Annotated in this window: 10 protein-coding genes; 2 read left to right on the forward strand and 8 right to left on the reverse strand. The window is 69.5% G+C overall.

Annotation, left to right across the window (positions count from 1 at the left end; all coding sequences use genetic code 11):
* Positions 1-238: 238 nt before the first annotated feature.
* Positions 239-2,758 carry an ATP-dependent Clp protease ATP-binding subunit gene (locus ACIOHG_RS08650; RefSeq protein ID WP_400947116.1) on the reverse strand — a complete coding sequence of 840 codons (2,520 nt, stop codon included), beginning with the start codon at positions 2,756-2,758 and terminating at the stop codon, positions 239-241.
* Positions 2,759-3,225: 467 nt separating this feature from the next.
* Between ACIOHG_RS08650 and ACIOHG_RS08655 the strand changes: the two genes are divergently transcribed.
* On the forward strand, positions 3,226-3,702 hold the full coding sequence (locus ACIOHG_RS08655) for a hypothetical protein (protein ID WP_400947118.1): 477 nt from the start codon (positions 3,226-3,228) through the stop codon (positions 3,700-3,702).
* Here ACIOHG_RS08655 and ACIOHG_RS08660 read toward each other — a convergent pair.
* From ACIOHG_RS08660 to ACIOHG_RS08690, 7 genes are all read right to left on the reverse strand, one after another.
* Positions 3,678-4,037 carry an Lsr2 family protein gene (locus ACIOHG_RS08660; RefSeq protein WP_400947121.1) on the reverse strand — a complete coding sequence of 120 codons (360 nt, stop codon included), beginning with the start codon at positions 4,035-4,037 and terminating at the stop codon, positions 3,678-3,680. The two genes, ACIOHG_RS08655 and ACIOHG_RS08660, sit on opposite strands and share 25 nt — an antisense overlap.
* Before the next feature lie 104 nt (positions 4,038-4,141).
* Complete coding sequence (locus tag ACIOHG_RS08665) at positions 4,142-4,669, reverse strand: amino-acid N-acetyltransferase (protein ID WP_400947123.1); 528 nt, start codon at positions 4,667-4,669, stop codon at positions 4,142-4,144.
* A gap of 11 nt (positions 4,670-4,680) precedes the next feature.
* Positions 4,681-5,073, reverse strand: a complete 393-nt coding sequence (locus ACIOHG_RS08670; RefSeq protein ID WP_400707940.1) for a BlaI/MecI/CopY family transcriptional regulator — start codon at positions 5,071-5,073, stop codon at positions 4,681-4,683.
* A 104-nt stretch (positions 5,074-5,177) separates the two neighbouring features.
* The gene (locus ACIOHG_RS08675; RefSeq protein ID WP_400947125.1) at positions 5,178-5,330 is read right to left on the reverse strand and encodes a hypothetical protein; all 153 of its coding nucleotides are present in this window, start codon (positions 5,328-5,330) and stop codon (positions 5,178-5,180) included.
* Between the two features lie 3 nt (positions 5,331-5,333).
* The gene (lysX, locus tag ACIOHG_RS08680) at positions 5,334-6,917 is read right to left on the reverse strand and encodes a bifunctional lysylphosphatidylglycerol synthetase/lysine--tRNA ligase LysX (RefSeq protein ID WP_400947127.1); all 1,584 of its coding nucleotides are present in this window, start codon (positions 6,915-6,917) and stop codon (positions 5,334-5,336) included.
* Between the two features lie 124 nt (positions 6,918-7,041).
* Positions 7,042-8,775 carry an LPXTG cell wall anchor domain-containing protein gene (locus ACIOHG_RS08685; RefSeq protein WP_400947129.1) on the reverse strand — a complete coding sequence of 578 codons (1,734 nt, stop codon included), beginning with the start codon at positions 8,773-8,775 and terminating at the stop codon, positions 7,042-7,044.
* Between the two features lie 348 nt (positions 8,776-9,123).
* On the reverse strand, positions 9,124-13,863 hold the full coding sequence (locus tag ACIOHG_RS08690) for a hypothetical protein (RefSeq protein WP_400947131.1): 4,740 nt from the start codon (positions 13,861-13,863) through the stop codon (positions 9,124-9,126).
* A 608-nt stretch (positions 13,864-14,471) separates the two neighbouring features.
* On the opposite strand from ACIOHG_RS08690, the gene ACIOHG_RS08695 reads away from it, so the two are divergent.
* A complete protein-coding gene (locus tag ACIOHG_RS08695) occupies positions 14,472-21,005 on the forward strand; it encodes an RHS repeat-associated core domain-containing protein (RefSeq protein ID WP_400947134.1) in 6,534 nt (2,177 codons plus the stop codon).
* Positions 21,006-21,157: the final 152 nt, after the last annotated feature.

Below are 21,157 nucleotides of genomic sequence, written 5' to 3' on the forward strand. Positions count from 1 at the left end.
GCTATGCTCCGGCGGCCACGACCTGCTGACGGCGCGTCAGCACGTTCGCCGACCAGGCGGTTCAACGGTCGGTCGCATCCGCACCGGAACGGCGCCCGCCCGCCGGGCGGCCGGAGTGCCCCGATTCACACCACACGGAAACCTAAACAGTTTTTCAACTGAAAGCCGGAACGGAAAAGCCGCCGCCCCCGACCTGTGCGGTCGGGGGCGGCGGCTTGTGACGAGCTTTGCGCCGGTATTACTTCGTCAGGTCCGGCCCGGGGGCGGTGACCTCGGCCGGCGTGTCCGCCACCGGGGACTTCTCCTCGCCGCGGAAGGTGAACTTGGCGTTCTTGCCCTCGCCCTCCACCCCGACCACCACGATGTGGCCGGACCGCAGCTCACCGAACAGGATCTTCTCGGACAGGTGGTCCTCGATCTCCCGCTGGATCGTGCGGCGCAGTGGACGCGCGCCCATGATCGGGTCGTAACCGCGCTTGGCCAGCAGGCTCTTGGCCTCCGGGCTGAGCTCGATGCCCATGTCGCGGTCCTTCAGGCGCTGGTCCACCTTGGCGATCATCAGGTCGACGATCTCGATGATGTTCGCCTCGGACAGCTGGTGGAAGACCACGATGTCGTCGACGCGGTTCAGGAACTCGGGGCGGAAGTGCTGCTTGAGCTCCTCGCTGACCTTGTTCTTCATCCGCTCGTAGCCGGTCTGGACGTCGCCGGTGGCGGCGAAGCCCAGGTTGAAGCCCTTGGAGATGTCCCGGGTGCCGAGGTTGGTGGTCATGATGATGACCGTGTTCTTGAAGTCCACGACCCGGCCCTGGGAGTCGGTCAGGCGACCGTCCTCCAGGATCTGCAGCAGCGAGTTGAAGATGTCCGGGTGGGCCTTCTCGACCTCGTCGAACAGGACCACCGAGAACGGCTTCCGGCGCACCTTCTCGGTGAGCTGGCCGCCCTCCTCGTAGCCCACGTAGCCGGGGGGCGAACCGAAGAGCCGCGAGACGGTGTGCTTCTCGGAGAACTCGGACATGTCGAGCGCGATCAGCGCGTCCTCGTCCCCGAACAGGAACTCGGCGAGGGTCTTCGACAGCTCGGTCTTACCGACGCCCGAGGGGCCCGCGAAGATGAACGAACCGCCGGGGCGCTTCGGGTCCTTCAGGCCGGCCCGGGTGCGGCGGATCGCCTGGGAGAGCGCCTTGATGGCGTCCTCCTGGCCGATGACCCGCTTGTGCAGCTCGTCCTCCATGCGCAGCAGGCGGGAGGACTCCTCCTCGGTCAGCTTGAAGACCGGGATGCCGGTGGCGGTGGCCAGGACCTCGGCGATCAGCTCCTCGTCCACCTCGGCGACGACGTCCATGTCGCCGGCCTTCCACTCCTTCTCGCGCTTGGCCTTCGCCTGCAGCAGCTGCTTCTCGCTGTCGCGCAGGCCGGCCGCCTTCTCGAAGTCCTGCGCGTCGATCGCGGACTCCTTCTCCCGGCGCACGTCGGCGATCTTCTCGTCGAACTCGCGCAGGTCCGGCGGCGCGGTCATCCGGCGGATGCGCATCCGGGAACCGGCCTCGTCGATCAGGTCGATCGCCTTGTCCGGCAGGAAGCGGTCCGAGATGTACCGGTCGGCCAGGGTGGCGGCGGCCACCAGGGCGGCGTCGGTGATCGAGACCCGGTGGTGCGCCTCGTACCGGTCGCGCAGGCCCTTGAGGATCTCGATGGTGTGCGGGAGCGAGGGCTCGGCGACCTGGATCGGCTGGAAGCGGCGCTCCAGCGCGGCGTCCTTCTCCAGGTGCTTGCGGTACTCGTCGAGCGTGGTGGCGCCGATGGTCTGCAGCTCACCGCGGGCCAGCATCGGCTTCAGGATGGAGGCGGCGTCGATCGCGCCCTCGGCGGCGCCCGCGCCGACCAGGGTGTGCAGCTCGTCGATGAACAGGATGATGTCGCCGCGGGTGCGGATCTCCTTGAGCACCTTCTTCAGGCGCTCCTCGAAGTCACCGCGGTAGCGCGAGCCGGCCACCAGGGCGCCGAGGTCCAGCGTGTAGAGCTGCTTGTCCTTCAGCGTCTCCGGGACCTCGCCCTTGACGATCGCCTGGGCCAGGCCCTCGACGACCGCGGTCTTGCCGACGCCGGGCTCGCCGATCAGCACCGGGTTGTTCTTGGTGCGGCGGGACAGCACCTGCATGACCCGCTCGATCTCCTTCTCGCGCCCGATCACCGGGTCGAGCTTGGCCTCGCGGGCGGCCTGGGTGAGGTTGCGGCCGAACTGGTCGAGGACCAGCGAGGTCGACGGGGTGCCCTCGGCCGGACCGCCGGCCGTGGCGGACTCCTTGCCGCTGCCGGTCTGGTAGCCGGACAGCAGCTGGATCACCTGCTGGCGGACCCGGTTGAGGTCCGCGCCGAGCTTCACCAGGACCTGGGCGGCGACGCCCTCGCCCTCGCGGATCAGACCGAGCAGGATGTGCTCGGTGCCGATGTAGTTGTGGCCGAGCTGAAGGGCCTCGCGGAGCGACAGCTCCAGCACCTTCTTCGCCCGGGGGGTGAAGGGGATGTGCCCGGACGGGGCCTGCTGGCCCTGGCCGATGATCTCCTCCACCTGCTGGCGGACCGCCTCTAGCGAGATGCCGAGGCTCTCCAGCGCCTTTGCGGCGACACCCTCGCCCTCGTGGATCAGGCCCAGGAGGATGTGCTCGGTGCCGATGTAGTTGTGGTTGAGCATCCGGGCTTCTTCCTGTGCCAGGACGACAACCCGCCGCGCGCGGTCGGTGAACCTCTCGAACATCGTTAATCGCTCCTCAGAGCGGTCGGTCAGTTCGGGGGCCGTCCCCGCCCTGTCCTTCCGCATGCTAGTCCCGCTCAGCAGCGCGGCCACGGAACTCCCGCGGAGCGGGAGCAACATGCTGCGCGACCAGCCGACACCTTTCCCAACCTGATGCTGGGAGACGGTGTTCCCAGCCGCGGGCCCGATGCACCGGATACCGCTACGCCAACGGCGAACACGGTCCGGTCGAACCGGCGGACCGGTCCCGCGAAGTGCTGCGGCCGGGCTCCTTCGACCCCGTCCACCAGCATTCATACCCGGTAACGCGGCGGGTTTCGCGTGCTTTCCGGGGGGTGCGTGTTCGCCCGGCGAGAAGTCGGCCGGTCCGATGCCCGGGGTGACGGGTCATCAGGTCGGCCGCAGGGGGCGTACCGCCGTACCGGTGGCGGTCCCGTGACCGCGTCGGCCCCTCCAGCGTTGCACAGGTCGTGACCCGCCCGCTGCCGGCTCCCGCCCGTCCGCCGGCCGCACCCGGTGCGGCGGCGGTGGTGTGGCGCGGGTCGGACCGGGTCAGCGCGCCGCGCGGCCCCGGGCTCGCCGCGCTGGAGCGGCTGGAGCTGTTGGGGCGGAGCGCCGGGCCGGTGCTGCTGCACCGCGACCGGGTGGTCTTCCTGCTCGCCCCCGGCACCGCCGAGCCGGTGCCCGAACTGCTCGCCTGGCTGGGCTGGGGGCCCGAACTGCGGCTGCCCGTCGAGAGCGCCGCGGCGCACCCGGGGAACCCCCGGGTGCCCGAACCGCGGACCTCGGACTGGCTGCGGACCGGCGCGGCGCGGCCCGTGCTGGACCTGCGCTCGCCCGACCTGCTCTGCCTGCTCGACGCCCTGGCGGACGCCTGCGCGCGGGACCGGCTGGGCCTGCCGCCCGCGGGGACCCGGGAGGGTCAGGAGGCGTGCGCCCGCTCGTAGGCCTCGCGCACGTTGCTCGGGACGCGGCCGCGGTCGTTGACCGGGTGGCCGTTCTCCTTCGCCCAGTTCCGGATCTTGGCGGTGTCGGCCTGCCCGGAGGCGGCGGCCCGCCCGGCGCCCCGGGTGCCGCCGCCGCTGCGGCGCGGGGCGGTCAGCCGGCCGCTCTGCTTGCGGCCCTTGTCGACGTACGGGGCCAGCAGACCGCGGAGCTTCTCCGCGTTGTCGCTTTTCAGATCGATCTCGTAGGCCACGCCGTCGAGGGCGAACGTCACGGTCTCGTCGGCAGATCCACCGTCGAGGTCGTCTTCCAGAATGACCTGAACCCTCTGTGCCACGGGCTTCCCTTTCCGCGATAACGGTCCATTGCCTAGTGAAAGGAAAGCGTCTTTTCCCGGAAAACACAAACCCCTGTGTCGCAGGTCGCGTCCCTGGGCATGACTCAGAGGTGCAGCAGCATCCGCGAGTTGCCCAGCGTGTTCGGCTTCACCCGCTCCAGGTCGAGGAACTCGGCGACGCCTTCGTCGTACGAGCGCAGGAGTTCTTCATAGACTTCCGTGGCCACGGCCGCCGGGTCTGCCGTACGATCGTCGTTTTCGCCGATCTCCACGAAGCCGTGTTTCGAGAAGAACGCCACCTCGAACGTCAGGCAGAAAATCCGACGGACGCCGAGCCAGCGCGCGGTCTCCAGCAGCTTGCCGAGCAGTTGGTGGCCGATGCCGTGCCCCTGGCAGACCGGATCGACCGCCAGGGTGCGCACCTCGGCCAGGTCTTCCCACATCACGTGCAGGGCGCCGCAGGCCACCACCCGGCCGTCCTCGTCGCGCTCGGCGACCCAGAACTCCTGGACGGATTCGAACAGGGTGACGGTCGGCTTGTCGAGCAGAATGCCGTTCCGCGCGTACGCGTCGATGAGCCGACGGACGGCGCGCACGTCGGTGGTCCGCGCACGGCGGATGGTGACCTCCATGCCGGGGAACGTTATCGTGCCGCGGGGGGCCGGGTCTCCTCGGTATCGGCACCCGCCACCCGGAGGGCGTCGCGCAGCCACTCGCGCTGTTCCGGCGACATCATCCCGAAGAAGTGCACCAGCGCGGCGGCCGGATTGTCGCTCGTCCCCCAGGCGTCGTTCATCAGCGCGGCGGTGTACGCCTCCCGGGAGGAGACCGGTTCATAACGGTATGCGCGCCCGTCGCGCTCCCGGCGCACCCAACCCTTTCGATACAGCTTGTCGAGCACCGTCATGACGGTCGTGTACGCGATTTCACGTTCCGACCGCAGATCCTGCAGAACCTCTCGAACCGTGACCGGGCGGTTCCACCGCCAGACCCTGGTCATGATGTCGTTCTCGAGTTCTCCGAGTTGCCGCACCATAGTGCGGCCCAGGATAGGACCGATGGGGACAAAAGACCGCAAACGACGAACGGCCCGGCGTGCCGCTCCCCGGAGGGGGAGCGGCACGCCGGGCCGGGGATCGCCTATTCGGCGGCGGAACGCGCCGCCATGGCCTCGGCCGCGGCGTCCTCCTTGGACTTCTGGGCGCCGCCCTGGCTGCGGATGATGGCCCGCACCAGGAAGCCGAAACCGATCGCCATGACCAGCGGCGGGACGATCGCGCTGACGTACTCCATCGCCTACTCCTCGGTGTTCTCTGCGGTCTCGGGGCTCCCGGGCGCGGTCTTCTCCGCCTTCTCCGCCTTCTCGGGCTTCACCAGCGGGAAGAGCACCGTCTCGCGGATGTTCTTGCCGGTGAGCAGCATGATCAGGCGGTCGACGCCGAGGCCGAGGCCGCCGGTGGGCGGCATCGCGTACTCCAGGGCGCGCAGGAAGTCCTCGTCCAGCTGCATCGCCTCGACGTCGCCGCCGGCCGCCAGCAGGGACTGGGCGGTGAGGCGGGCGCGCTGCTCGACCGGGTCGATCAGCTCGGAGTAGGCGGTGCCGATCTCGGTGCCGAAGATCACCAGGTCCCACTTCTCGGCCACGCCCTCGATCGAGCGGTGCTGCCGGGTCAGCGGGGAGACCGAGGTCGGGTAGTCCTTGATGAAGGTCGGCTTGATCGCGTGGTGCTCCAGCAGGCGCTCGACCAGCTCCAGGACGATCTGGCCGTGGTCCCACTTCGGGTCCAGGTACTCGCCCAGGCCGGCCTTCCCGGCCAGTTCGCGCAGCTCCTGCTTGGAGGTGGCCGGGGTGATCTCGGTGCCCAGGTGGGCGGAGATGCCCGGGTAGACCGAGACCTCCTGCCAGGGCTCGGCCAGGTCGATCTCGTGCTCCACGCCGTCCGGGCCGACGCCCTTGACCACGGTGGTGCCCAGCGCGTCCCGGGCCGCGTTGACGACGATCGCCCGGATCAGCTCGGCCTGGGTGTCGTAGTCGCCGTACGCCTCGTACGACTCCAGGGCGGTGAACTCCGGGTTGTGGGTGGCGTCCGCGCCCTCGTTGCGGAAGTTCCGGTTGATCTCGAAGACCCGCTCGGCGCCGCCGACCACCAGGCGCTTGAGGTACAGCTCGGTGGCGATCCGCAGGTACAGCTCGATGTCGTACGCGTTGATGTGGGTCTTGAACGGGCGGGCGTTGGCGCCGCCGTGGATCGGCTGCAGCATCGGGGTCTCGACCTCGAGGTAGCCACGGTCCTCATAGGTGCGGCGGATCGAGCGGATCACCCGGGTGCGCAGGTGCAGCATCTCGCGCGCCTCGGGGTTGACGATCAGGTCCACGTAGCGCTGGCGGACCCGGGCCTCCGGGTCGGTCAGGCCCTTGTGCTTGTCCGGCAGCGGGCGCAGGCACTTGGCGGTGAGCTCCCAGCGGTCGACCATCACGCTCAGCTCGCCGCGCTTGGAGGTGATCACCTCGCCCTCGACGCCGACCTGGTCGCCGAGGTCGATGTCGGTCTTCCAGGCGGCCAGCCGCTCCTCGCCCAGCTTGTCCAGGGAGAGCATCACCTGGAGGTCGCCGGAGCCGTCCCGCAGGGTGGCGAAGCAGAGCTTGCCGCCGGTGCGGGCCAGCACGACGCGGCCGGTGACGCCGGCCCGCTCGCCGGTCGCGGTGTCCGGGGCCAGGTCGGGGTGCTTGGCACGCAGGTCGGCGATGGTGGTGGTGCGGGGGAAACCGACCGGGTACGGGTCGATGCCGGCCGCCCGGAGCCGGTCCAGCTTCTCGCGCCGGACGCGCATCTGCTCGGGAAGGTCGTCGGTCGCGGGGAGAGTGCTCTGATCGCTCACCCCACCAGGGTAGCCAGGCTCACGGCCGCTTCCGCCACGGGATATCCGCGCCCGTGCCCACCGGCCCCGGACGTGCCGGTGCCCCGGTCCGCCGGAGCGGCGGACCGGGACGTGCGGCGACCTGTCAGGCGCGGGCGCCGCGCTTGCGGCGGGCGACCAGCACGGCCAGCGCGCCGAGACCGATGGCGCCCAGGCCGAGGCCGAGCAGGGTGCCGTTGCCGTCGGAGCCGGTGGAGGCGAGGTTGCCGGCGGCGGCGGCGTTGTTGCCGGCCGGGGCGGTGCTGCTGGCGGACGGCGAGGCGGTCGGGGTGGTGCTGTCGGTCGGGGTGCCGGTGGGCTGCCCGGTCGGGGTGCCGGTGCTCGGCGGCGTGGAGCCGCCGGTGCCGGGGGCGGACGGCTGGGCGGTGGCGGGGGTGCCGCCGAGCGCCAGGGTGACGGTGTTGTTGCCGTTTTCGAGGTCGTACGGCAGCGCCTCGACCTTGTTCTCGTAGGCGGACCACTCGTTGGTCAGCGCGGCGGTGACCTTGGGGCCGGAAGCCGGATCGGCCACCGCGAGCGGCAGGTCGAAGCTCACGCTTTCGCCGTTGGGCAGCCAGTCCGAGAGGCTGCAAGCGACGATGTTCGGGTGCTCGTCGCTGCTGCCGCAGTGAGTGGGCAACCGGTCCGCGACGGTGACGCCGGTGGGCAGGGTGACGAGGATGGAGGCAATGCTGTTGCCGCTGCGCAGATAGCCGACGGTGGCGGGGCCGCCGTTGTGCGCGGTGACGGTCAGGGTGCCCTTCTTGCCGCTGTCGGTCGGGGCCCAGGCGGCGCGGGCGGAGAGGTCCGCGTGGTTGTCGGCCTTATACTGGACGATCACCGCGTTGCGCACGTTCGGGCCCAAGCTCGGCGGGCCGGACTTGGCGTTGTCGTCCTCGAGCAGGCCGGCGGTGAGGCGGGTGCCGCTGTTCGAGGCGGGCGTGAAGGTGTACGACCCGCGCGGATAGGAGAAGGTGTCGTTGACGTCGGAGTCGACGAAGTACTCGACGTCCGGGTAGAGCGAGTCGGCGGTGACCCCGATCTCCAGCGGGTCGACAGTGACGGTCTGGCCGGGCTTGACCGAGGTGTTGATGGTGCAGATGGCGGCTTCGGTGTGCGCGTAGGGCCCGGAGTCCTCGTTGTAGACGCCATAGGAGCAGTTGGCGAGTTTCTTCGGGAAGCTCAGGCCGGGCGAGAGCGCGGCGCCGACCACCAGCCGGCCGCTCTCCATCGAACCGTTGTTGGTGACTCGGAGGCTCTGCTTGAAGGTCGAGCCCGACTTGCCGGCGTCGGGCTCGCTCTGGTCCAGCGAGGCGTCGAACTCCAGCTTGGGGCCGCCCGCGTACACCGAGACGTCGGCGGTGGTGGTCGGGCCGCCGACCCAGCCTCCAGTGACCTTCAGGTGGGCGGGGACACCGTGCGGTGCGCCCTTGTTCGCGGTCAGTGTCGGCCGGTACTGGGAGTTGAAGACGCCCTGCATCGGCGGCGCGGAGAACTGGTTGAAGGTACAGGTGTACACCAGTGCGGCAGTGGTGCAGTGTGACGCCCAGTTGGCATCGGGCTTGAAGGTTGCGAGACCGTTCAGACCGGTCGTGTCGAACGTGATGACGAGGTCTCGCGAGGTGCCGGAGGCGAGGTGGCCTGTCGTCGTGACGGGCAGCTCGATGGCGGTGGCGGTGCCGTTGTCGGGCGCGTCCGGCAGCGAGATGGCCGAGAGGCTGCTCAGTTTGACGTCGTCGCCGACAGCCAGAGCGGGAGCGGCGGTGAAGGCCAGAAGCGCGGCGGCGGCGGTCAGCGGTGCACCGAGGGCGGCCGGACGCGTGATACGCGTATTACCCACGTTGATCCTTCGATCTTTCGGATACGAGCGGCCCAGACCTTAGGGCGGGTTTCGGACATCGTTGCGGTGTTAATCCGGACAGTTCGGGAGGTGGCCGACCTATTGCCCGAACCTGTTGTCGAATTGTGATGGAGTGCCGCTCCGGCGTATTTGAGTATGTCGACACATCGTTATGGCAGGGTGCCTGATGGCACGTCGGAGCCCCCTCCGGGGAGGGGGCTCCGACGCGCTGCGGGGGCTTCCTGTACTCCTGTGGATCTTGAAGTCCGTCGTACCCCTTGAGCTGAGGTGTCGTGACGACCGTTGGAACCCGAGGCGCGAGCCTCGGGGCGGCAGTCGATCGATGCTCTACATCGGCGGGACGCTGACGCCGCCGCCACCGGAGGTGCCGGCGTTCACGCTGTCGGCGACGTACTGGGCGGCCAGGTCCTGGTAGTAGGTCTGGTTCGGGTACTGCTTGCCCGTCGCCGGGTCCGTGTTGAAGTCACGGCCGGTGTTGAGCGGACCGGTGGCGGTGTGGTCGGTGGCCACAGCCGCGGCGAAGTCGATCGCGCCGTCGGCGTTGCCGTTGAGCCACGGCCCGCGCGAGGTGCAGACTCCGGCCGTCGGGTCGGACTTGCCGCACAGGATGTAGTTGTTCACCGTCCGGCGGACGGTCTCCTGCGCCCCGGTGATGGCTGGGTTCGGCGGAACGGTGGCGAGGTACACGGAGATCTTCCGGGACCCCCCGTTGGCGTCCGCGTACCGCTGCCGGATCTGTTGGGCCAGTGCGGTGAGCCGGTTCTCCACGTCGCCGGCCGTGGCGTTGGCGAGGATGTCGTCCGTGCCGGTCGAGATCAGCACGCTGTGGACGTTGGCCGCGTTCAGGACGGAGCTGTCGATCGGATTTCCGGCGCTTCCGGGCGTCAGCTGGGTGCTGCTGCCGGACAGGACGGGCAGCAGGTTGGCCCCGGCGGTCCAGCTGTCGCGTGCGAGGTTGAGCACACCGTACGGGGCCGGGTTGCCGATGTTGTCGGCGTTGTAGGCCTGGACGACCCGGGAGTGGATCAGGTCGTTCAGGCTGTGGGTCCCGTCGGACATCGCGGTGTCGCTGTGGACGGTCTGGTCACCGAACAGGGCGAGCGCGCCGGTGTTGTTGCTGGTCGGGGCGACGTCGATGCCGCTGAGCCAGTAGACGCGGCTGTCGTCGCGGGTGGTGAACGGGGTTCCGGTGCTGTCCGTGGTGGCGTCCACTCCCGGGGCCGTCAGCCAGGTGGCCGTCGATTTTCCGCTCCGGTGACCCACGCCGTCGCTGGTGGCCGCCGCGAGGTGATAGGAGATCAGGAGCCGTTCGCCGTCCGTGGTGGCGAAGGCGACCGGGTCGCTGGTGATCTCGCCGCCGGCCGGGATGGTCACGCTCTTCGCTCCGCCGAAGAGCAGTTCGACCGGGGTGCCAGTGGGTGTCGCGCCGCTCGCCTGATGGGCGATGCTGGCATGGTCCAGCGTCACCGGCAGGCTGCCGCGTGCGTTGGAGAGGCGGATGCGGGCGTTGGCACCGCCGATGGTGATGGTGGCGGCGGTCCGCTGGGTGCGGGTGTCGACGGCGGTCTTGTCGAAGTCCTGGAGGGTTCCCCAGGTGCCGGTCCAGTTCTGGTCGGTGCCCGAGCCCGGCACGTAGGACGCCGGTCGGATGCCGAGGCCCAGGATGTGCAGCGCGGGGAGGTAGGTCATTGCCTTGGTGGTGACCACCGGCAGCGAAATGCTGCTGATCGGCAGCCCCGGGCAGGGCAGGGCGACGGACACCGCGAACAACTGTGCAGCCAGGGTGTCGGTCGCCGTGCCCGGCAGGTTGCGGCCGGGGAGCGCGACGGTCCGTGCGGAGGTCGGCCCGGCGACCCAGTCCGGCACGCTGTCGATCGTGTAGGGGTAGCTGGTCGCCGTGCCGCAGGTGCTGCTGCCGTCGGTCTTCTTCGGGTAGGTGATCGTGCCGGAGGCGCCGTTGACCGCGGCGGTGGTGGAGAAGCCGAGGAACACGATCGCGTTCCCGCTGTTCGCGCTTCCGGTGGTGTCGACGTTGACGGTCTGGCCGCCGGCCAGGATGTTGTCGGCCTTGTTCGACGCGTAGTTCGGAACCGTCATCGGGGCGCCGTTGACGGTGATCGCGCGGCCCGGCGTCCAGCCGGCGGCACCGAGCTTGCCCGCCGAGAGACTGTTGCCCCCACCGTCGGCGTCGGCGGCCTCGTGGCTGCCGTCGGAGCTGATCGCGACGTTGTTGTAGCAGCCCGAGAGATCGCTGAGCGTACACGTGGTGCTCATCGGAGTGAGCCGGAGGTAGTCGATGGCCGCCTGGTAGCCGGAGTACTGGTGGGCGCCCGTGCCGGTCACCTTGATCGTGACGGTGTGCGTGCCCTGTGCCAACCGGAGTGCGCTGCCATGGGCGTTCGGGGTCCCGAAGTTGACGAACCTCGCCGCCTTGCCGACGGGCATGTCGACCCAGCCGTCGAACCAGCCGAGGTAGCTGGAGTCGGCGGTTCCGTCGTCCAGGGTGAGCGTGTACTGGCCGTAGGGGTAGTACAGGCCGAGGCTCGCGCTGATGTCCCAGTAGCCCGAGTGCGGTACGTCGAAGGCGAAGGTCGCCGAATCACCGACGCGCACCCTGCTGGTGGGCGAGGCATCGTGCAGCTTGGCCGCCGCGCCGTCGGCCCACACCGGGCTGTAGTCGGGGTGGACGGCGCCGCCGGTGCTCTGCCAGGTCGCCTGGGGAACGACGGTCTGGGTGCGGTCGTCGTTGGTGGCGGTGTAGCCGTTCACCAACTGGTCGCCGTAGACGTAGGTCGGGGAGGCCGTGCCCGCCCAGAACGAGTAGACCGTCTGGTCGGAGACGATGCCGGAATGGCCGACGCTCCTCGCGTACAGGCGGTGCGGTCCGACAGTGCCGGGGGCGGTGGTGAGGTCGCTTCCCGCCGGAACCCAGTACTGCTGGCCGCGGGTGATCTGCTGGCCGGGGGCCCAGGTCGGGGGCTGCCCTTGCCGGGCCTGGGTCTCGCTCCAGACGTACGAGGAGAGATCGCTGTCGAGGGAGACGACGTAGCCGGTGATGCCGGTGCTGCCGGTCAGCCGGAAGGTGCCCCTGTCCTGGAGACCGGCCCCGAACTCGCCCTGCGGGAACTCGGTCGAACGGATGCCCGGTGCGGACGGTTTGACCGTGTCGACGATGAAGGGGTGCCACTGGGTCCAGCCGGACCACATGTCGCCGTCCTGGCTGTGCAGGATTCCGCGCCAGGCGTAGCTGCCGTCGGCCAGCCCCGTGTAGGTGTAACTTCCGCCGTTGGCAGTGTAGTTGCTGAATAGTCCGCTGGCCACGGTCGAAGTGGCGCTGCCGTTGGACCAGTTCCAGATCTCGTAGCCGGACTGGATCTGCTCGTAGGTGCCGGACCCGGTGGCCTTCATGGTGACGTTGCTCGAGTTGAGGTAGGTGTCGCCGAAGAAGGTGACCGACGGACTGGTGGTGTCCTGGTTGTCCAGGCTCGGGGGGTAGTAGTACGTGACGGTCCAGAACGTCTGGGTGGGGTCGATCTTCTTCCACTGGAACATGTCGGACTCGTCCTTGGCGTCCACTTCGAAGTTCCGCCAGCCCCCGGACGCGGCGTTCTGGGCGGCGCCGGTGACGGTGAAGTCGACTCCGCCCGGGGCGCAGCCGTCGCTCCCGTGGCCGATGCAACTGGTCTCGGCAGTCACGTAGTTCGAGGAACCGCTCCCGGGCTTGTTGCTCCAGCTGAGGTTGCCGGGGAAGTCCGGGTCCACCCAGATCTCGGTGGGCCGGGCGGTGGAGTCGGCGGCCCAGCTGAAGTACGGACGGAAGACGGCCTTGGTGACCTTTGCGCCGCGGAAGCCGTCCGTGTTCATTTCGAAGTAGGAACGGTGGACGGAGTAGCAGTAGCTGGCGCACCGCGGCCAGTTGCCGAGGTTGCCGAGCTTCGCCTCGTTGCCGGTGGTGGCCTTCCAACCCATGTCGTTGATGGACGCCCAGGCGACCACGGACGGGTTGCCGGACCACGCGGGGTCGATGTAGAGCGGGTAGACGGTGTCCTTGCCGGTGAGCACGGACTGGTCCGGGGTGAGGGTGATCCCGTCCTTGGCGACCTTCATGCCCATGCGGGTGCTGTGGGCCCCGGTACCGGGGCCGGCGGTGCTGGACTTCCGCTGCTCGGAGGCCACCGAGCCGGGGTCCGTCCGGGAGGAGTCGGCCCGGGGCGCTTCCTGGGCCTTGGCGGAGGCCGGCTCCCGGCCGGGCTTGGCGTCCTTGGCCAGCACTTCGGCGTTCTTGGCCTTGGCGGCGGCGAGTGCCTCGGCACCGGGCATGGCGTCGACGGCGGAGTCCCAGACCAGCGGCGGGTCGGCACGGAAGACGGTTCGGCCGCTGCTGTCCTTGGCCTCGGCGTCCCCGGCGTCGGTCTGGCTGAGGGTGACGCCATCGGTCCTGGTGGCGAGCTTCAGCGTGGCGAGGGCCGGATCGGCGGCGGCCCGGGGGGTCTTGACGACCAGGACCTGGCTGAAACCATCGGCGTGTGCGGTGACGGTGAGGTCCACGTCCGGCAGGACCTGGGGGTAGGTGGCGGTGTCGCCCTTGACCGTGGGGGTCGGCAGCGCGGTGGGCCAGGTGAGCTGAACGGTCTTGCCCTCGCGGGTCATGGTGACCAGCGGGCCGCTGCCACCGCCGGAGAAGGCGAGGTCGGCGTCGGTGGCGCCGGGCACGAAGGTTCCGTCGGGGCGCCTGGTGAGCACGGTGTCGACCGGCACCCAGGCGTTGTTCTTGCGGGCCCGGACCGGTCCGGCGTTCTGGGTGAGGGTGAACGTGCCGTCCGGATTGGCGATCGTCTGCGTGTTCTCGGTCGTCAACGCGTCGACGACGACTGGCTTCTTGTCGGCGCGGGCCTTGGCGGCGGCCGCCCGTTGGGCCTTGGCGACCGCCGGGTCGAGTGCGGTCGCCCGCGTCGGACCGGCGGCCGGGGGAGCCGGCTCGGCCTCGGCCCGCGCAGGGAAGGCGACAACGGCGAGCAACCCCGCGGCCATCGCCATCGTCGTCGTGCTCGCCGACCACCTGCTCATCGGTCCCGAGCCCCGCGACCGCCGGTCGCGGACATGTGTGAAGAAGGCCATCCGGCCGAATCCCTCCCCTTCAGGGGTCCCTGTCCTGGAACCCGTGCGAAGAGCATTCTGGAGGGTTCGCGCGACAGTTCTCAGAGGAATTCCTCGTTGGCGGCGGGGCAACTTTTTCTTCTGTTGCGACATCGCCCGCCATGTCCTGATCTGTCGGGTGGGGGTGTGATGGAAATGTGACCGCGTGCCGGTGCGCCCGGGCCGGTTCCGGTACCAACCGTCGCACGCGGTGGGGCGACACCGGTCGGCTCCGCAGTCGACGGCAGGGGCGACTCCGGGGGCGTCTCTGTCGGGCGGCCGCGCGAAGGGCATTTCGTGGGGGTTTCGGCCGACTGTTTTCGGACGAACTCGGCCCTGGCGGATGTCGATCGGCATGTTCTGTTGTGACATTGACCGGAATTTCCCGACCTGGTGTGTATGGGAGCCGCAAAAAAGTGACCGCACGGTGGTGTGCGCGGCTGGCACCATTGCCTGTCGCACAAGTCGTGCGTTGATCCAATGGGGAGAGAACAGGGGGGATCGGCGTGTCTCATCAATCGCGTTCCGGACCGGGGAAGGTGCTGAGACGGGCAGGGGTCGTGCTGACCGGCCTGGCCCTGCTCTCCGGTGTCGTGCCGGGCGTGGCGTTCGCGTCGCCGCAGGCGAAGCCGAATGTACCGGCGGTGCCGAAGGAACGGCAGGTGCCGTACAGCCGTGCGGCCCCGGGCAAGGGCAGCGCGGTCGCCTCCTTCGCCAAGTACGACCCCACGGTCGCCTCCAGGCTTCCGGGGGCGGGGTCGGCGGTGGTCGATCTCGCCGGAGCCGGTGCCGGGTCAGGTCCGGGCTCCCTGTCGGCGGAGGCGGCGCCGGGTGCGGTACGGGCAGGGAACCTTCCGGTCCTGGTGAAGCCGGTCGACGGACCGGCGGTGGCCAAGGCGGCTCCGAGCCCGTCCTCGAAGGTCCGGGTGACGCTGACGGACCAGTCGGTCGCCCAGAAGGCCGGAGTGCACGGCATCCTCTTCTCACTCGGTACGGAGGGCGGTGGGGGGAGGGCCGCGACGGTGACGGTCGATCCCTCCTCCTTCCGTTCGGCCTTCGGCGGCGACTACGCATCGCGCCTCCACCTCGTGAAGCTGCCGACTTGTGCGCTGACCACGCCCGAACTGGCGGAGTGTCAGACCCAGACGCCGGTGGAGACGGTCCCCGGCGCCCCGCTGTCCGCCAAGGTCGACCTGGCGCCGGCGACGACCGGAGCGGCGGACGTGAAGGCGCTGTCGGCCCCGTGGTCGCTCCCCGCGGCCGGTGGCACCGTCCTGGCCGCCACCTCGGCCCCCGACGGCTCGTCCGGTTCGTACTCGGCCACCTCGCTCGCCCCCAGCGGTACTTGGACCGCGGGCGGCAACACGGGCGCGTTCAGCTACTCGTACCCGACCAAGGTGCCGGCCGCCGTCGCCGGCGCGAGCCCCGACCTCTCACTCTCCTACGACTCCTCCTCCCAGGACGGCCGGACGTCGGGGACCAACAACCAGTCGTCCTGGTTGGGCGACGGCTGGTCCTCCAGCGAGTCCTTCGTCGAGCGCTCCTACAAGTCCTGCACGGAGGACAAGACGTCCGGTGCGCCGGCCGGATCGGGCGACCGCTGCTGGGCGGGCCAGATCCTCACCCTGGCACTGAACGGCAAGTCGACCCAGATCGTCTACGACGGGACGTCCTTCCGGCCGGTCGCCGACTCCGGCACCGAGAAGGTCGAGCGACTGTTCCTCTCCGGCGGCGCGTCCAACGGCACCTACAACGGCGAGTACTTCCGGATCACCGAGAACGGCGTGCAGTACTACTTCGGCCTGAACCAGCTTCCCGGTTTCACCACGGGCAAGCAGGAGACCAAGTCGGTGTACACGGTGCCGGTCTACGGCGCGCACGCGGGCGATCCGTGCAACGGTCCCTCGTTCGCCGCCTCCTCCTGCGTGCAGGGATGGCGGTGGAACCTCGACTTCGTGGTGGACACGCACGACAACGCGATCGCGTACTACTACCAGCCGGAGACCAACTACTACGGCGCGAACGCGCAGAATACCGGCGTGTCCTACACCCGGGGCGGTTACCTGCAGCGGATCGACTACGGCATCACCCGGACGAGCGCGTACGCGGCCGTCGCACCGGAACAGATCCTCTTCGACACCGCCGAGCGCTGCGTCCCCGGTACTCCGGTCGGCGCGGTCTGCGACGACGCGCACTTCACCACGGCCAACGCCGCGTGGTGGCCGGACGTGCCGGTCGACCAGAACTGCGTCCAGGGTTCCTCCTGCAGCAACCACTCGCCGTCCTTCTGGTCGCGCAAGCGCCTCAGCCGGATCACCACCCAGGTGCAGGTCGGCGGGGCGACCCAGCAGGTCGACAAGTGGGAGTTCACGCAGTCCTTCCCGGACGGTGGTGACCACGCCCCGACGCTCTGGCTGGAATCGGTGCAGCACACCGGTCTGGACACCAGCGCGGGCGGGTCGGCGGCCGTCCAGCTCCCGCCGACCAGTTTCGGCCCGCCGGCGCAGCTGGCGAACCGGGTCGGCACGGTCTCCAACCAGCCGGCGATGTACCACGACCGCATCCAGAACATCACCACCGAGACCGGCGCGCGGATCACCGTCACCTACAACCCCACCGAGTGCACTCCCGGCAACGTCCCCACGGACCCGGCCGACAACACCATGGCCTGCTATCCCGTGCTGTGGACCCCGCCCGGCTACTCGACCCAGCAGAAGGACTGGTTCCACAAGTACACCGTCGCCTCGGTCCGCACCGACGACCTGCACACCGCCAACCAGGACGGCACCTTCCCGTCCCTGCTGACGAGCTACAAGTACCTCGGTGGTGCGGCCTGGCACTACGACACCGGTGAGCTGGGCAAGGACGACGCCCGCACCTACTCGCAGTTCCGCGGCTACGCGAGCGTGGAGACCCGCACCGGCGACACCGGGGTCTTCCACACGCTCGACCAGGCTAACGTGTACGACCAGGTGACGCTCTCGAAGAGCACCTACTTCCGCGGCATGTCGCACAACACTGCGGACGGTACCGGCGGCAGCACCGTCACCCTGACCTCGCAGGACAACGCCCACAGCGTCGAGGACAAGTACGAATTCGCCGGCCGGGTCTTCGAGACCGACACCTACACGGGCGACGGCGGCTCGATCAGCGAGGCCACCGTCACGATTCCGATCGTCATCGGTCCGACGGCCACCCGGACCCGGGCCGGCCTCCGTCCACTGACTGCGCAGATGGTCCGGGACTCCCAGGTGTACAAGCGTCAGGCCGTCTCCTACGGCTGGCGCGTCACCGAGACGGACACCTTCTACAACACCACCCTCGGACAGACCACCACCGGCATGCCGGTGCAGACCGCCGACCGGGGAGAGACCTCGGCGGCCGGGAACATCACGCGGTGCAGCTGGACCCGGTACGCGGTGAACTCCGCCCAGGTGATGGCCCTCCCGGCCGAGACGATCACCACCGCCCAGGACTGCCCGAGCGCCGGAGCCACGCCGAGCGGGACCCTGGTCTCCGACAGCCGCACCTCCTACGACGGCCACGCCTTCGGCTACGACGGGCTGCCCGGCGCGGTCGCACCGACCAAGGGCGAGGCCACCCTCACCGAGAGCGCCGGCAGTTCGAGCGGTGCGACCGCCACCGGATACGTCGCCACCGCCGCTAACGGGTACGACTCCCTCGGCCGGCTCATCAGTACCACCCGCACCCCGAACTCGACCGCGCCGGACGGCTCCAGCCTGGCCCGGAGCACGACCACCACCTACACCCCGGCGAGCGGAGCACTGCCGACCGGAGTGGTGACCAAGGTTCAGGTCACCGCAGGTGCCACCCCGACCTACCAGACGTCCACCGCCACGCTGGACGCCCCGCGCGGCCTCCCGGTCGAGAAGGTCGACCCGGCGAACCTGCGCACCTCGCTGACCTACGACGCCCTCGGCAGGCAGACCGCCGTGTGGCTGCCGACCCAGTCGAAGGCGGCTCTCCAGCCGGCCACCATGACCTACGGGTACCAGGTGTCCGCCACCGATCCCAGCGCGGTCACGACCAACACGCTGCTGGAGAACGGCTCCTACTCCCCGAACGTCACGCTGTACGACGCGATGCTCCGGGTCCGGCAGGTCCAGTCCACCGGGGAGAACGCCAGCACCATCGTCACGGACACCCAGTACGACTCGCACGGCTGGACCGTCCGCACCAACAACGCCTACAACGTCAGCGGTGCGCCGAACCAGGTCCTGATCAAGGCCGCCCAACTGAGCATTCCCGACAGCACCGTCACCGATCACGACGCGCTCGGCCGGCCGACCGCGACCAGCCAGGAGCACGACGGCCGGACCCCGGCGGGCATGACCACCAGGACCGCCTACACCGGCGACACCACCGTCACGCTGCCGCGCAGCGGCGGGGTCGCGGCCCGGACCGTCACCGACGCCCGCGGCCGGACCGTCGAGACCGGCCAGTACACCGCCCCGCCCACCCTCACCGGATCGGCCACCGGCGGCTGGACCGCGACCGGCGGCACCCGGGCCTCGATCACCTACGGCTACAACGCTGCCGGGCAGCGCTCCAGCACCACCGGCCCCGACGGCAGCGTCTGGACGACCGGCTACGACCTGCTCGGCCGCACCGTCTCACAGACGGACCCCGACGCCGGAACCAGCCGGTTCGGCTACGACGACGCCGGCGACACCGTCTGGGCCAAGGATGCCCGGAACATCGAACTCGACTACACCTACGACCTGTTGGGCCGCAAGCTCACCGCGGTCGACAAGACGAACGGCAACTTCAAGTTCGGCGTGTGGAAGTACGACACCCTGCAGGTCGGCAAGCTCAGCTACTCGGCCCGCTATGTGCCCGGCGTGACCGGTGCGTACGTCGTCCAGCCCACCGGGTACACCAGCCTCGGCAAGCCCACCGGAACCAAGATCACGCTTCCGGCGAGCGAAGCCCCGCTGCCGACCACCTACACCACCACCTACAGCTACTCGCCGACCACCCAGCAACTGATCGGCCAGCGGGACCCGGGGATCGCCGGACTGCTGGTCGAGGACATCAGCTACGGGTACAACGCCCTCGGCGCGCCGGTCAGCGCGCAGAGCTTGAACAGCTACGTCGGGCCGGTCGACTACACCAACTACGGCGAGATCGCCCGGACGACCTACGGCCCCTCCAACAACCCGGCCTGGTCGGTCAACACCTACGACGACCAGACCCGCCGACTGGCCAACGTCCAGACCAGCCGCTCCCAGTCCCCGGCCGGGGTCGTCGACGACGTCACCTACGCATACGACCCGTTCGGCAACCCGACCTCCACCGTCGACAAGCAGTCGGAGAGCGGTTCCACGGTCACCGACACCCAGTGCTACCGGTACGACTCCCTGAACCGGCTCGCCCAGGCCTGGACCGCGAAGGCCGACTGCCCGGCCGCCGGCACCGACCCGACCCCGGCCACCGTCGCCACCGGCTCCGCGGCCTACTGGCAGTCCTTCGGCTACGACCTCCTCGGGAACCGGACCAGCGCGGTCGACCACGCGGTCAACGGGCAGTCCGGCGACACCAGCACCGTCTACACCAACGGCTGCGCCGGGGACACGACCCAGTGCCCCAACGGACCACAGCCGCACACCCTGACGGCGACCACCAGCACCGGCCCGGCGGGCACCACCAGCACCTCGTTCACCGCCAACGCCATCGGCGCCACCGCCAAGCGGGCGGTCGGCCCGGCCACCCCGCAGGTCCTCGGCTGGAACTCGGAGGGTCGGATCGACTCGATCGTGCAGGCCGGCAGCACCACCAAGTACGTCTACGACGCCGACGGCAACCTGCTGCTGAGGCGGGACCAGGGCCAGACCCTGTTCTTCGCCGGTGACACCACGATCACCGTCAACACGGCCACCACCCCGAACACCCTGCTCGGCGCGGTGCGCACCTACACCCTGGCGGGCAGGGCGGTCGCCCAGGCCTCCAGCCTCCCCGGCGGCGGCGTGCACTACCTGCTCTCCGACCAGCAGGGCACCATGTTCCTCAGCATGGACACCACCACCCAGCAGGTCGTCCGCAAGCAGCAGACCCCGTACGGTCAGCCGCGCGGTGCGAGCACCGGCTGGCCCGATCCCACCCGGGGCTTCCTCGCCAAGCCGTACAGCACGGCGACCGGCTACACCGACGTCGGCGCCCGCATCTACGACCCCGTCCTGGGCCGCTTCCTGAGCGCCGACCCGGTCTTCGACCCGACCGACCTCAGCCAACTCGGCGGTTTCGCCTACGCGGGCAGCAACCCGCTCACCGGCAGTGACCCGAGCGGCCTCTACTGCGACGGCTGCAACTGGGACACGGAGCACGGCAACTCCGGCGGGAAGGGCAAGGGGCCGTACTCGGACGGCGGTCCGTGCGAGGCCGGCGACTTCCTCTGCTACCAGTACAAGATCCAGCACCCGTCCAACAACGACAAACCCCGGTGCGGCGACGACCTGCTCTGCCAGATCCACAACGGGAGCAGTGGCAGTCAGACGACCGACCCCTGCGCCGGCTCGGCCGGCCGCTTCTGCGGGAAGTACGGCCCGTACCCGCCCATTCCCACCACGCCGACCGGACCGTCGAAGCAGACGACCTGGGAGAACCGGTACCACACCGATCCGGCCAAGGGCGCAGAGCCGATCTACTCCGACAGCCCGAACTTCATCTCCAGGTGGTTCCACCGCACCGTCGAGGCGTTCAACACCCCCATCGTCGCGCAGGGCTCGGCCGGGTTGGAAGGGCTCGCGATACTGACCGGTTCGGACTGCGGTCAGCAGTTCGGGATGCAGGTGTGCAGTGGCGGTTGGATGGCCGGGGCGACCACCTCGAACAAAGGCGGGTTCACCTTCGGATTCGTTTACTTCAGCAAGTCCCCGGACCCTAGGCCGCAGGAGATCCACCACGAGAGTGTGCACCGACGGCAGTACCTGGACTACGGTCCAGCCGCATTCCTTCTGACGTACTTCGGCCAGGCACCGGTCAATGGAATCGGCTGCAACAACACCATCGAACAGGAGGCCGGTCTTGACGACGGGAACTACTGCACGCACTAGTGATCGGTTCGTCTTGATGCTCGCTGCGGCAGTCATGCCGCTCGCGGCGGGCTGCGCGATTGGTGATCCTGCGCCCCCTCGTGCTGGACTGCGGACGGCTCAGGACGGGACGATCGAGTTCTTCTACCCGTCGTGCAGCCTCAGCCTCGAAC

Source organism: Kitasatospora sp. NPDC088134 (assembly GCF_044741705.1).
Classification (GTDB): domain Bacteria; phylum Actinomycetota; class Actinomycetes; order Streptomycetales; family Streptomycetaceae; genus Kitasatospora.

Coding starts and splice junctions, on each gene's coding strand:
- ACIOHG_RS08650 (WP_400947116.1), bottom strand. CDS start 2,758: ATGTTCGAGAGGTTCACCGACCGCGCGCGGCGGGTTGTCGTCCTGGCA.
- ACIOHG_RS08665 (WP_400947123.1), bottom strand. CDS start 4,669: ATGGAGGTCACCATCCGCCGTGCGCGGACCACCGACGTGCGCGCCGTC.
- ACIOHG_RS08670 (WP_400707940.1), bottom strand. CDS start 5,073: ATGGTGCGGCAACTCGGAGAACTCGAGAACGACATCATGACCAGGGTC.
- ACIOHG_RS08675 (WP_400947125.1), bottom strand. CDS start 5,330: ATGGAGTACGTCAGCGCGATCGTCCCGCCGCTGGTCATGGCGATCGGT.
- ACIOHG_RS08690 (WP_400947131.1), bottom strand. CDS start 13,863: ATGAGCAGGTGGTCGGCGAGCACGACGACGATGGCGATGGCCGCGGGG.